This is a genomic window from Ruegeria sp. CH8, assembly GCF_056536985.1.
In genome coordinates, this window is the sequence record NZ_JBQFQR010000010.1 from 46,651 (window position 1) to 63,281 (window position 16,631).

The window sequence follows — 16,631 nt, forward strand, 5'->3', positions numbered from 1 at the left end:
AGCTTGCAGCTTCAGTCCTCGCTCGCAACCGACAATCCTTGCGACCGGGACAAAGACCCGCCGGATGAGCCTTGAAACGTATCGAGTATCGGTCTTGGTTTGACGTGACAGCCTAACCTCGCCCGCGATATGGGGGCACGCCTTGATCGGGAATCCAGACGTGGTCAGGTGTGGCTCCGGTCTGCCAGAAGACGTCTATCGGTATGCCGCCACGCGGATACCAATAGCCGCCGATCCGCAGCCAGCGGGGCGACAGGTACTCGACCAGACGGCGCGCGATGGACACGGTGCAATCCTCATGAAACGCCCCGTGGTTACGGAAAGACCCCAAAAACAGTTTCAGGGATTTCGATTCCACCAGCCAGTCGCCCGGCACATAATCGATCACCAGATGGGCGAAGTCCGGCTGCCCAGTCATCGGGCAAAGCGAGGTGAACTCGGGCGCGGTGAAGCGTACGCAATAGTCGATATCGGCCTGCGGATTCTGCACCCGCTCCAGTTCGGCCTGCTCGGGTGATGCGGGCAGTTCGGTTTTCCCGCCCAGTTGGGTCAGGTCGCTGTAAATGGTTTCCATCATGTGCTCCTTTCGGGGTCAGACCCCGCGTTTGTTGCCCCATAGCAGGACGTGCAGTTGCGGCAGAACTCGTGGCGTGAACCAGCCATCGGCGGTCACCTTTTCCACCAGCCACAGCAACCGGTCCGACAGGGTTTGCGGATCAACGGGCAGGTCGGGATCGACCTCGGCGTTGCCCGGTTGCAGATAAAGCGGCAGCGCCGGATAGCGGTCCGCCACGGCGCGCGCCCAGTCATAGTCAGCTTCATCAAAGATCACGATTTTCATCACCACCTTCGGGCCATCTTTCGCTGCCTCGATACAGGCCGCGAAGGCGTTCCAATCCACGATTTCACCGCTAGACGGCGGCTTTGGGCTGAGAACCAGCGTATCCAAATCACCAAACCATGGCTTTGCAATCGAGCCCTGAGTTTCGCAGGCGAACCGATACCCCTCGGCCCGGCCCCGCGCGATAAGCGGGCCGAAATCCTGAATGGCCGGATTGCCGCCCGAGAGCGACACGGTCAGAGGCCGCCCGCCCGATAAGGCGCGCACCCGGTCCCAGACCGCATCCGCGCCAATCGCCGCCCAATCGTGACGATAGGCGGTGTCGACCGCGTGCAAGCTGTCGCACCAGCTGCAGCGATAGTCACAGCCGCCGGTGCGCACGAACACGGTGGGTTCCCCGATCAGCGCGCCTTCGCCCTGGATCGTGGGGCCGAATATCTCGGCAATGCGCAGGCGGGTCATGGGCGGTACTCGGCCCATGTCTTTGGTGTTTCGCTGACCCGCACGGCGGCAGTTTCCGGCCAGCGCGCAGCGCACCAATCGTAAAGGTGGCGATGGTCGAAGGTCTCGTCGATATAGATCTTGAACGGCTTCAATTCGCCATAGTCCCGAACGAACCCGTCGGCGTTCAGTTGAGGCGCGGCCAGTTCAACCTCAACAATATAGTTATGCCCTTGCATCCGGGAGCATTGGTGATCATCCGGCAGGTGGGTCAACTGATGCGACGCGGAAAAGTGGAATTCTTTAGTGAGGATGTGTCGCAACTTTTTGTCTGGATTGACGAGCCCGCCGGTTCCGACGTTTGTTCTCAGCGTATAGTTCTTTGACAGGTTTCAGCATGATTTCATTGAAAGGCTGCCATTTCCCAAGGATGCAGTTTTGTACGCTGTTTATTTCTATTTGCGGTACACAGTGTCGTATCGGGATTTGGAAGAGATTCTGGCCGAACGCGGCGTGCAGGTGGGGTGATCGTGCCACCCGACGGTTACCTCAAGGAGGTTCGTCAAATCTGCCGTGAAAACGATATTCTTTATATTTCCGACGAGGTTGTCACAGCTTTTGGACGATGCGGCGCATGGTTTGCCTTGGAAGAGGTGTTTGGCATCACGCCTGATATCATCACCTTCGAAAAGGTGTAACGTCGGGTTACGTGCCATTGGGCGGCTTTGCTGTTTCGGATCAAATTTTGAACGAGATCGCCGTGGCTGACAGTCACGCGCCTGTCTATTCCACCGGTATACGTATTCAGGGCACCCAGTGGCATGCGCGACTGGGCTCAAGAATATGGACATTCTCGAAAGCGAAGAGATACTGGAACACGTTCGTGACATTGCACCCTACTTCAAATCCAAGTTATCACAGCTGAAGGACATGGAAATCGTCAAGGATGTGAGGGCGGTGGGCCAGATTGGCGCTGTGGAATGCTAGGTGCCTGACCAACCAGATATTGCGATGGGAGTAGAGATTGATCGCCATTGCGTCGAACTAGGCCTGATTGTTCGTCCGATCCGCAACATGTGTGTAATGTCTCCGCCTTTGATAATCACTCGGGATCAGATCGACGACATGGTTGGAATATTGCGGGAAGGTATTTTGCGCGCGGGCGCAGATCACACAAATTAGAAACTGCAGCTATGACGGTCAATGCACTGCGAGCCCAGGCCGTGGATTATCCGTTGGAGGATTCGATCAAGACAGCGATCCACAATATGACGTCGGTTGAGTGTGTTCTGGTAGAATTGTAGGCGGATGTCCGTCGTCACGGCCTGCTCCTGTCATGTTCTAGCGCGCTAACATAAATGCACTCGACCTGACAGGTGAGGACGAAGGTTGCGACAGAGCCTCCTCGGCAGGAAGTCACGTGACAAGCCTGTCCGACACGACAAACGCAGATGCCAGCGCTGCAACCGCATTGAGATTATGTTTGGTCGCTTGAAGGGTTGGCGACGCGTTGTAACGTGTTACGAAAGAGGCCCGAAGGTATTCTTATCGGCCATCACGCTCGCAGCCGCAGTCATCTTATGGCTCCGAAATTCAAGGAGTCTGGAGCCTAGCCGAGGTGACCAGTGTGCGCACCGGATCATTCAGAAAAGGCCTGCGTAATCGAAACCTATCAGCAACCGTGCAGGCATATTGATAGTAGTGGGATTGTTCTGCGTTCGGCACCGGAGGCCTTGCGGCAGAATATGCGTTGGAATGCAACGGGCAAAATCTGACTTTCCCGGCCTTATGTTCAATCCGCGTTGCCAGCCAAATTTTGCATCCAGAATGTTGCATTTACGCAATAACAGTTACGAAACTGTTAATAGCCAAATCTAATAAAGTTATTCTGCTTTAACTTGCGAATAACCTGTCCGGAATGGTGATGGGTTTATGTCGGGTTTCTGGTTGCTGTCAGTCGACGGCATGCCCTATCGCTATCGGTTTTTTTGTAAGGTCGGTCGCGGGGTATGAAAGTGACAAAGAAATCAAGTCTGCTATTCGCAGTTTCATTTTATGTCTTACTTTCAACACCTTCTTTTGCCGTTCCAACAGCTGATTCCATAGTCGGCGACACCGTTACCAATCCTGTAACCGGTTTGGACACGACTGTAAGCGCATTGATTGTGGACCCGGCTTCTACGCCAACAGCGGGGACAACTGCCTTTGTAGAAACCGCAGATGGATATGTTTTTCTCGTTAAAAGTGCAGGGGATACAATCTACAATACGGACAATCCCCCGTTGGCATTTAGTATTGTATCCATAACGGGAACAACTGCTCAAATCAGTAATTCCGGCGCTACTGGTACGGCCAGTTTGTCCACACAGCTGACTCTGTCGCAGTACAACAGCAATTTTAACAGTTCCGGAACGCCGGGTTCAGTAACTCCGCCCGATGACGTCTCGGGTCCTAACGGTGTGAACCAGGTCGTTTAGGGCCAGAATGGCAGCAACGGTCGCGATGGCGCGTTGGTTGTGCCGCCCAGCTCTGGCGGTGATGGGGACGATGGTCCCACTCAGACGAGAACCCTGACTAGCGACGTCAATGCCACCAGCAATATCGGCTGGCAGGTTGGCAGTGTTGGAGGAAACGGAGGCCAAGGCGGAGACTCGTATCTGAGTTTCTGGAGCGGGCGTGATGGAGGAGATGGCGGCAGGGGCGGCACGGTCAACGCGACGCAGTCCGCCAGCAGTACGATCCAGACATCGGGCAGCGGAAATGACGGCATTTTCGCCTTCAGCCGCAGTGGTCGGGCGGGTAACGGCGGCAGCGGCTTTGCGGCGCCGGGCGGTGGCACCGGGGGGCATTCGGCTGATGGCGGCAACGTCACCGTCACTCAGCGAGGTGCGATATCGACAACCGGAGATTCAGCAGACGGCATCTATGCGCTGAGTGTTTCCAACAATGGCGGTAACGGCGGATCGCAATGGGGGTTGGTCGGGTCTTCCGGTGACGGTGGTTACGGCGGCAGTGGTGGCGCCGTTACAGTCAACACGACTTCGACTGGCAGCATTCTGACAACGGGTGATTTTGCCAACGGTATTTACGCTCAGTCTATTGGTGGTTCGGGCGGGTCTGCCGGAACCAGCGGTAACTTGTTGGTATCCTTGATTGGCGGCGCGGACAATGGCGGTAACGGTGGGCGCGTTACGGTTTCGCATGGCGGCGCAATTGAAACGCAGGGCGATTTCGCGCGCGGGATCGTTGCCCAATCCATCGGTGGCGGCGGCGGCTCGGGCGGCACTGCGGGCGGGTTGGTTTCCTTATCTCTGGGCGGTGTCGGTTCGAACGGCGGTAGCGGCGACGCAGTAAGTGTCACGGTGCAGGGCAGCGGCAGTATTCTAACTTCGGGTGCCGGAGCTGACGGAGTTATGGCGCAGTCCATTGGTGGCAGTGGCGGTACGGGCGCGAACTCGTATGGTTTGGTTGCAATCGGCGGTACCGGGTCAAGGGGGGGTACTGGCGCAGCAGTCAGCGTTACCAACTTGGGCCGTATCGTGACCGGAGGCGACGGTGCACGCGGCGTCATCGCCCAGTCCATCGGCGGCGGTGGCGGTGATGGTGGATCGTCCGGCGGTATGGTGTCCGTCGGCGGCAATGGTAGCGGCGGTGGCAGTGGTTCAACCGTGACCATCGTGAATGACGGTATCATCACCACAACCGGAGACGATGCGATGGGCATTCTGGCCCAGTCGATCGGCGGCGGCGGCGGCAACGGGGGATCGTCCGGTTCAGTTGGCGCATTTGTGGGCGTGGCCATTGGCGGCGACGGTGGGGCCGGAGGGGCCGGCGGTAATGTGAACGTCACCCTTTCCAATACCGACAGCAGCCAGCCATCGGCCATTCAGACATCGGGTGCCCGCTCGACCGGTGTGTTCGCGCAATCCGTCGGCGGCGGCGGCGGTAACGGCGGCGGAGCGGTTTCGGTCGCAGTCGGCGCCTTTGGTGCGGCGTCGGTATCCGTAGGTGGTTCAGCGGGCAACGGTGGAAACGGCGGGGCGGTTACGCTCAGCGGCAGCGGTTCAGCGTCGGTGCAAACCGGTGGGGACGACTCGATTGGCGTGATGTTGCAATCTGTCGGTGGCGGCGGTGGCAATGGCGGCTATGCCGTGTCCGTTGCTGCGTCAGGTGGTCCGGTGTCCGGTTCGCTGGCTGTCGGCGTCGGTGGCGATGGCAGTGCTGGGGGCACAGGCGGGCCGGTCACGGTAGGTCAATTCAACAGCAGCGGTGTTGCGACGGCAGCGGGTTTTGAAGGCACGGTGGTGACAACCGGAAACCGCTCGACCGGTATGCTGTTTCAGTCCGTTGGCGGCGGCGGCGGTAATGGCGGCCTTGCAGTGGCTGCGACCGGAGGAGCCTCGGCGCTGTTCTCCGGTAATGTCTCGATCGGTATCGGCGGACAGGCAGGCAGCGCAGGGAACGGCGGTCTGGTGCAGGTATACACGAGAGCCGACGTGACCACGACGGGCACGAATTCCAGCGGGATCATCGCGCAATCTGTCGGTGGCGGCGGCGGCAATGGTGGCGGCAGCATCGCCGCTGGTATCAGTGCAAGCGGCGGAGCGGCTGTTGGAATCAACGTCGGCGTTGGCGGTGATGGCGGTGGGGCAGGTGTCGGGGGCAATGTTACTCTGATCGCAGGCGGTAACTCAATCGAGACCAGCGGCGCGTTTTCCAGCGGTGTTGTGGCGCAATCCGTTGGTGGCGGCGGCGGCAACGGAGGATATGCCGTCGGAGCCAGCGCCGACATTGGGGGCGGAGCGGCCGGATCGGTCAGTGTGGGCCTCGGCGGCAAAGCCGGCGGTGGCGGGGCAGGGGGAACTGTTACCGCTCAGGTCGACGCGGATGTTACCACGCGCGGGGATGATTCCGGGGCGGTCGTCGTGCAGTCCATTGGCGGTGGCGGCGGTAATGGTGGTTTCAGTGTCGCCGCAGGTTTGGCGGCTGGCGGCGCGGGCGCGGGGACCGTCGATGTGGGCCTTGGTGGCGACGGTGGCAGCGGCGGCATTGGTGGAACCGTGACAGGTGTGCGCGTCAATGGCGACGTCCGGACCGAGGGCGCGCGTTCGACTGGTGTCGTGATCCAATCCATTGGCGGCGGCGGTGGCAACGGCGGCTTCAATGTCACCGCAGGTGTAGCCGCAGCTGGGGCAGGGGCGGGATCCATCGGCGTTGGACTTGGTGGCGATGGGGCCACAGGCGGCAATGGCGGCGTGGTCGAAGGTCAGGTTGCAGGCAATGTCGCGACGCTGTCTGACGGTTCAAGCGGTGTGGTGTTCCAATCCATTGGCGGCGGTGGCGGCAACGGCGGCTTTAACGTCACCGCTGGAATTGCAGGAGCGGGTGCTGGCGGCGGAGCTGTCACGGTGGGTCTTGGCGGCGGCGGTTCGGGGGGCGGCATCGGGCGATCCGTCACTGGACGTGTCACGGGAACCGTCAGTACCGGCGGTGCGGATTCAACTGCCGTTCTGGCGCAGTCCGTTGGCGGCGGCGGTGGCAATGGCGGCTTTAATGTGAGTGCATCACTGGCAGGCGCGGGCGTGGCCAGTGGCGCGGTATCGGTCGGCTTGGGTGGTGACGGCGGTACCGGCGCGGCCGGCGGGACAGTCAACCTGACAACAACCAACTCAATTGTGACTGCAGGAGATCGTTCCTCAGGTGTGGTCGCGCAGTCCATTGGCGGCGGCGGTGGCAATGGTGGCTTTAACGTCTCGGGCACCGGTGCAGGTGCAGGCACGGCCAGCGGCGCGGTCAGCGTAGGGCTGGGCGGTACCGGCGCGGGCGGTGGCAATGGTGGTGCGGTCACTCTGACTTCGGGCGGGACGATCCTGACACAGGGCGACTCGGCCACGGCCTTCTTAGCGCAATCCATCGGCGGCGGAGGCGGCAACGGCGGCTTCAACGTTAGTGCGTCGGTGCAGGGATCGGGCACCGCCGGAGGGGGCGTTTCGGTCGGTCTTGGCGGAAATGGTGGCGGCGGCGGTGACGGCAGCACAGTCATCGCTACGTCGAACAACGCGGTTGAAACCCGTGGCGATCAGTCTTCCGGTGTCGTCGCTCAATCGATTGGCGGTGGTGGTGGCAACGGCGGCTTCAACGTATCCCCGGTTTTGTCAGGCGCGGGTACGGCAAGCGGTGCAGTCAGCGTTGGGCTTGGTGGTTCGGGTGACACGGGCGGCAATGGCGGCAACGTTACGCTGACCTCGAACGGGACCATTCTGACCGATGGCTTCGCCTCAAGTGGATTCGTTGTCCAATCGCTTGGCGGTGGCGGCGGTAATGGTGGCTTCAATGTTTCGCCAACTGTATCGGGCGCGGGAACCGGCGCGGCGTCGGTGGCTGTCGGGCTTGGAGGCTCGGGCGCGGGTGGCGGCGACGGCAGTCTGGTTACGGCCAGCACAACGGCAAATGTTGTCACCAGGGGTGATTCATCGGTAGGTATTCTGGCGCAGTCCGTTGGCGGCGGCGGTGGCAATGGTGGCTTCAACGTATCGCCTGCCCTCGCCGGGGCTGGCACGGGATCTGGCGCAATCAGCGTTGGCCTTGGCGGATCTGGCGGCGGCGGTGGCACGGGCGGAGTCGTTGGGCTGACCGTTGCGAACAGCGTTCAAACCGAAGGCGCGCAATCCAGCGCGGTTGTTGCGCAATCCATCGGCGGCGGTGGCGGCAATGGCGGCTTTAATGTCTCGGCATCAGTGGGTGGTGCGGGCACTGGTTCTGGCGCGGCGGCTGTGGGGCTGGGTGGCCGCGGAAGCGGTGGCGGCAATGCCTCGGCGGTGACGGCAAACATTACCGGCAATCTTGTGACGCTGGGCGAAACTTCGACCGGTCTGCTGGCGCAATCCGTTGGTGGCGGCGGCGGCAACGGTGGGATGAATATTTCAGTTGCGGTCGCAGCGGCAGGCACGGGATCTGGCGGTGCGTCAGTTGGCCTGGGCGGCGCATCGGGCACAGGTGGCAACGGCGGTACGGTTGAGGCTACTCTAAACGGAAATGTTTCTACACAAGGCGACGAGTCCGGTGGCGTTGTCGTTCAAAGCCTTGGTGGCGGTGGCGGCAATGGTGGCCTGAATGTTTCGGCCACGGTGACGGTCGCCGGGACCGGCAGCGGCGGAGCATCCGTCGGACTGGGCGGCAGCGGTGGAAGTGGCGGCAATGCGAATACGGCCACTGGTACAGTCGTGGGCAATGTTACCACAGCGGGCGACAATTCGGGTGGCGTTCTGGTGCAATCCGCTGCGGGCGGCGGCGGCAACGGAGGGCTGAATGTCTCGGCCGCCGTGAACATCTCGGGCACTGGCGGCGGCGCGATTGGTGTTGGTATCGGCGGATCCGGTGGCGACGGCGGTAACGCAAGCACGGCAACGGGTTCGGTGACTGGTGACGTCACCACGAGTGGCGAAAATGCAACCGGTGTTCTGGTTCAATCTGTCGGTGGCGGCGGCGGTAATGGCGGTGTCAACATCTCCGGCGCGCTGAGCATAGCGCGGACGGGATCGGGCGCGGCGGGCATCGGCGTTGGCGGTTTTGGCGGCGATGGCGGCACCAGCGGTGTGGTCGACAATACCTTTGACGGCAATGTCAGTACCTCGGGCACACGTTCAGCTGGGATCATTGCGCAAAGCCTTGGCGGCGGTGGCGGCAATGGTGCCACGAATATCTCGGGTGCGATTTCGGTGGCCAGCAACTATTCGGGCGGTCTCGGGATTGGTGTTGGTGGTTTTGGCGGCGACGGCGGCTCGGCAAACAATGTCACGCAGCAGGTGACGGGCAGTGTTACGACGACGGGCGATGACTCGGTCGGGATTCTGACGCAGAGCCTTGGCGGCGGCGGGGGCAACGGTGGCACGAATATTTCGGCGGCCTTGTCCTTGTCCCGGTCGGCGAACGCGGCCGTAGGCATTGGTGTCGGTGGGTTCGGTGGCGGCGGTGCAGATGCCGGGGCGCTGGTACAATCGACTGTTACGGGTGGTGTCACCACCGGCGGTGATCGCAGCACAGGCATTCTGACGCAAAGCCTTGGCGGCGGCGGTGGTAATGGCGGCACGAATATCTCAGCCTCCTTGGGGATCAGCCAGGAAAACGGGGGATCAGTCAGCTTGGGCGTCGGCGGCTTCGGCGGTGGCGCGGGCAATGCGGGTGAGGTGATCAGCACGTTGCGGTCCGCTACGGATGGCGGTGTGACAACTTCGGTGGTTACCACCGGAGCGGACAGTATCGGTGTCATGGCTCAATCCGTTGGCGGTGGAGGCGGCAACGGTGGCCTGAATGTCTCGGGCGCGGTGAACCTGACGGGTAAGTCCGGTGCGGCGGTTGCCTTGGGACTTGGTGGTTTTGGCGGCGGCGGCGGTGATGCCGGAGCTGTGACGCTGGATGTTCAAAGTGACGTTGTGACATCGGGCGACGGCTCTCATGGCCTGTTCGCGCAGAGCCTTGGCGGCGGCGGTGGCACTGGTGGCGTTAATATTTCAGGTTCGCTGGCACTTACCAAACCCTCTGGGTCGGATACGATTTTCTCAGTTGCGGCGGGTGTTGGCGGCTTTGGCGGATCTGGTGGTGACGCCAGCGACGTAGATCTGGACTACACCGGCGCGCTGCAGGCGGTGCCGATGGTGCAGCAATCCGACGGCACATTTGCCGTCGATCAAAACAAAGGCGCCAGCGGCATCATCGCGCAATCGCTTGGTGGCGGCGGTGGCAACGGTGGTACCAATGTGTCCGGCGGCATTGCAATCAGCGGCAAGCCCGGTGCGGGGCAAACCGACAGCAGTAAATCCTATGCCGTAGTCGTGGGTGTCGGAGGCTTTGGCGGCGGCGGCGGTGATGCTGGGAATGTCGATGTGAATATCGGCGCCGGCAGTACGATCACCGCACATGGCACCGGAAAATCCGGCCTGCTGGCGCAATCGCTGGGCGGCGGTGGCGGCAATGGCGGTCTGAATGTCTCGGGCGGGATTGTGTCCGATAGCTCTTTGATCGTGGGCGTCGGTGGTTTTGCGGGCGACGGTGGTCAGGCCGGAGACGTCACGGTTACGTCGCAGGCGGATATAACGGTAACGACGAACCCGGACGATATCTCGATCCCCGACACCACAACCTTTGAAGACAAGCTGCGCGACTTCCTGGGCGACACGATTGTGGACGAAACCGAGGAACTTGCGTCGTCCTTTGGTCTCGAACGTCTGTTCATCGACATGGGTGTTTTCAACGAAGAAAAACCGGACACCGACGGTTCGGCCGGTTTGATGGCGCAATCCATCGGTGGTGGTGGCGGCAATGGCGGACTGAATGTTTCGGGTGGTATTGCGTTGAGTAAAGACGGTAAAATTCCGTCTGTTACCTTCGGTGTCGGCGGTTTTGGCGGCGACGGCAATGTCTCGGGTGATGTGACTGTTGACCACTCTGGCACGGTATCGGTTGCCGGGAATTGGAAGCACGGCGTTCTGGCCCAATCCATCGCGGGCGGTGGCGGCAATGGCGCGCTGAACGTCACCGGGCAGTTGAACTATGGTGACTCCAACAACTCCGACGGCAAGACTGATCTGAGCATCGTCGGTGGTCTGGGCGGTCACGGGGGCACCGGGGCGGATGCAGGGAACGTTTCAGTTGTACAAACCGGCGCAATCTCGACCAATGGTTATCACGCGCGTGGTATCTTTGCCCAAAGCATCGGTGGCGGTGGTGGTACCGGCGGCGTCAATGCGACCTTTGTCGGCACCAAGGACAGCTCACCCATTGCCATGGGGATCGGCGGCTTTGGCGGCGGCGGTGGAGACGCAGGCGATGTGACCGTTGCGCGCGGCACAGCCGCGCTGGCGGCGGGGACCATTACGACCGACGGGGTAGGCTCGCACGGGATCGAAGCGTCCAGCATCGGAGGTGGCGGCGGAGACGCCGGGATCAACGCGGTTGTGGGTATCAGCAAGACCACCGGCAACCAGAGCAACGGCGGCACCGGCGACTCAACTGATCGCAAGACCCCAACCAATACAGGCGTCGATGACTCGGTCATTGCCAACTACAACAAGGTGCTGGACGAGCTTGAAAGTAAAACCAACCCGGCAGATTCCTCTGGCAACAAAACCGGCGTATCGGCCGTTGTCGCCATCGGTGGTGATGCCGGGACCGCCGGGGACGGCGGCACCGTGGATGTCGACCACTATGGCGATATCGTTACGCTGCAAGACAGCAGCCACGGCGTCTTTGGTCAGTCCATCGGCGGCGGCGGCGGTAATGCGGCTTTGAACCTTGGCATGACCTACGAACTGGCCTCAGACGCGACCAACAAAGGTTTTGGTTTGGCCATCGGCGGCGGGACGGGCGAGGGTGGCATCGGCGGCTCGGTTGATGTTCGCAACACCGGAAACATCACGACCTCTGGCGCAGATTCCCATGGGCTGTTTGCTCAGTCCGTTGGCGGCGGCGGCGGGAACGCGGGCTACAACTCGGCCTCGACATCGGTGGATGGTGGCAACGTCAACATCCAGATAGGCCGGACAGGTGGTACAGGCGGCAGTGGCGGCGATGTTTATGCCAGCTCAAACGGGATCATCAGCACAACGGGTAACCGATCTTATGGGTTCTTTGCACAGTCGATTGGCAATGGCGGCGGAAACTCGTCGTCAACCTCGGTCAGCATAGGCACGCCGAAATCCGGCGACAGCAAGGGTAACAAAGCCAGCCTTTCGGTTGGTTTGGAAGGCGGCACAGGTGGCGCTGCGGGCGATGTTAATTCGGTGGTTGCGGGCACTGTGGTCACGCAGGGCACAGACGCCTATGGTGTGTTTGCGCAGTCCGTTGGCGGCGGTGGAGGTAATGGCGGCAAAGCCAGCAACTCGGCCGGTAAGGGTATCTCGGTTGCGCTGTCGATCGGCGGCACTGGCGGCACTGGCGGTATTGGTGGCCAGGTTGATGTAATCAACACCGCAAGGATCGCCACGTTCGGAGACCGCTCGGTTGGCCTGATGGCGCAATCCATTGGCGGGGCAGGCGGTACCGGCGGGATGGTGCAGGCCGGTCAGTCGAACCTCGACACAATCAAGGCGGTGGTCAATCCTTCAACGGTCGGCACAACTGCGTCGATCAATATCGGCGGCACCGGTGGTGACGGCATGACCTCGAACACCGTGACCGTTGTCAGTGACGGGATTATCACAACCGAAGGCACCATGGCGCATGGTATCTACGCCCAATCCGTCGGTGGCGGTGGCGGCATGGGGGGTGTGGTCGAAAACCGCATCATCAGCCTGCGGAAAGAGATCGGTAATACGGCAACCCTTTCCATTGGTGGCAACGGTGGCACAGGTGCTGTGTCTGCAGCGGTTTCCGTAACCAACCGTGACCTGATCCAGACCACAGGCGAAAAGTCCGTTGGTATCTATGCTCAGTCTGTCGGTGGCGGCGGTGGTGACGCGCAGCAGGTGCGCAACATCATTCTGGGCCGGTCTTCGGACGGGGCAACCACAAACGCCATTCTGATCGGAGGCACCGGCGGCACCGGCGGGGCTGGCAGTACAGTGACCGTTGCGAACGAAAGCGACGGGACGATCCTGACCACAGGTGCGGAAAGCCACGGCATCTTTGCGCAATCCGTTGGAGGCGGCGGCGGCAATGGCGGCTCGACGATCTCGGTCGATGGCCGCTATGGCGGGGCCGAGGCCAGCACACGGCGGGCGCTGCAATTTGGTCTGGGTGGCTCGGGCGGTACCGGCGGTACCGGCGGCAATGTTTCGGTCAGCAATGACGGGATGATTGTGACTACCGGTGCCGGTGCCCACGGCATCTTTGCCCAGTCCGTCGGCGGTGGCGGGGGTAACGGCGGAAGCTCGATCACGGGGACACTGCGGCTTAAGACCGGGGACAACAGCTCGCCGACAGCGCAGCTGAATATTGGCGGTTCGGGCGGCAGCGGTAATGTTGCGGGCAACGCGGTGGTCACCAACAGTGGCGACATCCGGGTGGATGGCGCTGGGGCCTATGGTATCTTTGCGCAATCCGTCGGTGGCGGCGGTGGTAATGGCGGCTTGGCCGTTGCCATGGATGTAAACGACCTCAAAAACACCATGACCGGCAGGTCCTATTCGAAGATCGCTATTGGCGGATCGGGTGGGGATGGCGCGGATGGTGGCGACGTCACGGTCAACCACTCAGGCGCGATTGTCGTGAACGCCGAAGACGGGTTTGGCATCTTTGCGCAATCCGTTGGCGGTGGTGGTGGCAACGCCGGGTATTCGGTATCCTCCCCACTGGTTTCGGCGTTGGATTACACTGTGTCGCAATTGCTGGGCGCGCGCGAGGGCACCACAGGATCCGTGGGAACAGTAACCGTCAATTCGACCGGAGACATTCTGGTGAATGGCGCGGGCAGTGAGGCTGTATTCGGCCAATCCGTAAATGGCGGTGGCGGCAATATTGAAACCTCGGTCGATTTCCGGGCCGCATCCGCCAGTGCAGGTGGAACCGGGACTGTTTACACCAGCGATATCTCACTGGGTGGTGATGATGTATCGGGCACAGCCGGTAATCAGGTTGCGCAGTCGCATACCGGTAACATCGCCACGACAAGCGATCGCTCGACTGGTCTGATGTTGCAGAGTGTCGGTGGCGGCGGCGGGACCGCGGCAACTAATGTCAATGTGCAGGACGGCGACGGAATAGACATCGCTGCGCGTCTGGGCGCGATTAACACAAGTGATGCCGGTGGCGGTGATGTCAACGGCAGCCGGACGGGGGATGTCGGCACAGATGGTGCGTTCTCATCCGCAGGTGCGGTGCAGTCCATTGGCGGCGGTGGTGGCAAACTAGTGCTGAACAGCTCTGGCACGGCTGATACGAACAGGTTCGCTTCGGTGATCCTGGGCTCAGACCCCAGTTTCCGCAATGATGGGGGCGACCTTAATCTCTCGTTGGACGGTGACGTGTTCACCAGCGGTGACCGGTCCCTTGGTCAGAGCGTTCAAAGCATTGGCGCGGGTGGCGGCGAAGTCGTCATCATCGGACTTGGTCGTGCGGATGTCACTCTGGGTGCGCAAGACGATTCAACCGGTGACGGTGGGAACGTCGACGTCACCAACGTCGGGGATGTGACCACAAGCGGATCCGGATCGCATGGTTTCGCTATCCAAAGCATTGGCGGCGGCGGTGGCCTCGTGTCGACAGATCTGGAGCCAAGCCAAGTGACGGTGAACCTTTCGCCCGCAAATGGCGGTGACGGCGGTGATGTCGCGTTTACACAAACCGGCAATATCGTGACGAGCGGCGAAAACGCGATTGGCGTTGTGGCGCAGTCGTTGGGCGGCGGCGGCGGTATGGTTGATTCGATCTTCCGTGGCGCCGCGGGGGGTGTTGGGTCCGGCGGTGCTATTGATATGGCACTGAATGGCAACATCCTTTCGGTTAACGAAGGCGGCATCGCAGTTGTGGCACAATCCGAAGGGCGCCATGGGGCGGGTGCTATCTCGTTGGCGTTCGACGGCGTTGTGATGGGCGGCACTGGACAGGCGGACGCCGTCGCTTCGATCATTGTGGATGGTGGTACGGACAATGCGTTGACCTTGTCTGAAAACACGGTGCTGCTCGCCGGGAACAACCAACTGGTGAATGGCAGCAGCGGCAATGATCAGATCTCGCTTGCAGGCCGCGCCCTGGGCAACGTGAACCTGGGCGCCGGTACCAATGGCTTGACGGTTGAGGAAGGCGGGGCCTTCTATGCGCTCGACACGATCAATCTGGGCGCCGACGGATTGATGCAGGTGAATGGTGAATTTGTTCCGGGGGCGAATTGGGGTCTGAATACAACCCTGTCACCGACCGTTCAGGCCAGCGATTTTGCCTTTACCGGAAATGTCAGCCAGACCACAAACCTGACCGGAAGTTTGGCTTTTGGCGCTACAGCAAGCTCTGTCTTTGATGTGTACTTTTTGACTTCGGGGGCTTCGGGCGGTGACAGCGACCTGATCAATGTGACCGGCGATGCCACAATAGGGGGCACGCTGTCACCACAGCTGAACACGCTGGAACGGGCTTTGCCACTGGTCATCATGAATCCGGAAGGCACGGCTGCAGACGCAGGCACAACGATTCAGGACACGGTGGTACTGGACTACTCGATTGGTCTGAACGGCTCGACCTCGGACGGCAGTTCGATTGATCTGGTAATCACGCCGGATTTCTCGACACCCAATATGAACGCTAATCAGGCAGCCGTTGGGGATTACATCAATCAGGTGCTGAACGGGCGAGGCGCCGCCGCACAAGGCGATTTGTTTGCCCTGATCGGTAATATGACCTCTGAGGAGGATGTCATCGCCGCCATCGATGCATTGACGGTAGGGGATTACGCCTCAGATGCAGTGGATGCGTACTATGGCACTCGGGTCTTTGCCGATGTGCTGCACAATTGTGAGCGGTACACCGACTATCAGGCCGGTGACGATCCACGCACTTGTATCTGGTTCTCGGGCGGAAGGTCCTTTTACGACCGTGAACAAACTGGCATCTACGATGAGCTGGACATCAACAATACCAACCTGTCGGCTGGTATCCGTATGCCGGTCGGAGATGAGCTTTATGCCGGTTTCGCGGTGGGTCATGACCAGATCAGTCTGCGGAACGGATCGAACTACAACGCCACCGGGGATCGGTTCAATCTGGGTGCATCACTGACCAAATATACCGGCGCGTGGGAATTCGCGGCTATGCTGTCGGCGGGATGGTCGGATTACGACACTGACAGAGCGGGCGGGATCAGTGGTGTGCTGCCCAATGGAAATGTTGTGGACACTGTTGGTGTCAGCTCGATCAAGCACAAGATGAACCACCAGAACCTGCGCCTGAGCTTTGCTTATGATCACAGGTTTGCTGGCGGCAGTGCTTACCTGCGACCAGAGGTTGCCGTTGACGCAACGCGTTTGGCGACTGAAAGCAACGGTGATGCAACCCTGTCAGGGGTTGTCCTGCAGGGCGATAGCGAAATGATCTACTCGTTGACGCCGTCGCTTGAGATCGGGACGGAACAGGTTCTGAGCGCTTCGCAGAAACTGCGCGCGAGCTTGCGGGCTGGCGCGATCCTGTCGTCGGACGACACCGTTTCGGTTAGCGCAGGGTTTTCGGGTGCCAGCGCAGCAGATGGCGGGTTCTCAAATACCAGCTACATCGGCGACACACACGGGCTGGTGTCGGCCCGGCTGGGACTGTTCGCACTGGACGATAGCAGCTTTATCAATCTGAGCCTCGATCATATGTTCGGTGACTCAACCGAGGCCTTACAGGTTGGTCTCGGCCTTGGAATACAATTCTAATCAATGAG

The 16,631-nt window shown here is 60.7% G+C and carries 6 protein-coding genes and 3 pseudogenes; 6 read left to right on the forward strand and 3 right to left on the reverse strand.

Annotated features, from left to right (window positions below; translation table 11 throughout):
* Positions 1-112 precede the first annotated feature (112 nt).
* The 3 genes from queF to ACR0ER_RS12850 are packed head-to-tail and all read right to left on the reverse strand — an operon-like array spanning position 113 to position 1,605.
* Positions 113-577, reverse strand: a complete 465-nt coding sequence (queF, locus tag ACR0ER_RS12840) for a preQ(1) synthase (protein ID WP_480769271.1) — start codon at positions 575-577, stop codon at positions 113-115.
* Between the two features lie 15 nt (positions 578-592).
* Positions 593-1,303 (reverse strand): 7-carboxy-7-deazaguanine synthase QueE, encoded by a 711-nt coding sequence (queE, locus tag ACR0ER_RS12845; RefSeq protein WP_480769272.1) that lies wholly within the window; start codon positions 1,301-1,303, stop codon positions 593-595.
* Entirely contained in the window at positions 1,300-1,605 is a 306-nt protein-coding gene (locus tag ACR0ER_RS12850) for a 6-pyruvoyl trahydropterin synthase family protein (RefSeq protein WP_480769273.1), read from the reverse strand. Before ACR0ER_RS12850 ends, queE begins: the two co-directional genes overlap by 4 nt.
* A gap of 82 nt (positions 1,606-1,687) precedes the next feature.
* Between ACR0ER_RS12850 and ACR0ER_RS12855 the strand changes: the two are divergent.
* The 6 genes and pseudogenes from ACR0ER_RS12855 to ACR0ER_RS12880 form a co-directional block, all read left to right on the forward strand.
* A pseudogene (locus tag ACR0ER_RS12855) lies at positions 1,688-1,804 on the forward strand (IS6 family transposase); the annotation flags it as partial.
* An 8-nt stretch (positions 1,805-1,812) separates the two neighbouring features.
* Positions 1,813-1,980 carry an aminotransferase class III-fold pyridoxal phosphate-dependent enzyme gene (locus tag ACR0ER_RS12860; protein ID WP_480769274.1) on the forward strand — a complete coding sequence of 56 codons (168 nt, stop codon included), beginning with the start codon at positions 1,813-1,815 and terminating at the stop codon, positions 1,978-1,980.
* 103 nt (positions 1,981-2,083) lie between these two features.
* Positions 2,084-2,269 (forward strand): annotated as a pseudogene (locus ACR0ER_RS12865) (aminotransferase class III-fold pyridoxal phosphate-dependent enzyme); the annotation flags it as partial.
* 417 nt (positions 2,270-2,686) lie between these two features.
* Positions 2,687-2,869 (forward strand): annotated as a pseudogene (locus ACR0ER_RS12870) (transposase); the annotation flags it as partial.
* 428 nt (positions 2,870-3,297) lie between these two features.
* On the forward strand, positions 3,298-3,759 hold the full coding sequence (locus ACR0ER_RS12875) for a hypothetical protein (protein WP_480769275.1): 462 nt from the start codon (positions 3,298-3,300) through the stop codon (positions 3,757-3,759).
* A gap of 39 nt (positions 3,760-3,798) precedes the next feature.
* Positions 3,799-16,623: a hypothetical protein gene (locus ACR0ER_RS12880; RefSeq protein ID WP_480769276.1), complete on the forward strand. Its 12,825-nt coding sequence runs from the start codon at positions 3,799-3,801 to the stop codon at positions 16,621-16,623.
* Positions 16,624-16,631: the final 8 nt, after the last annotated feature.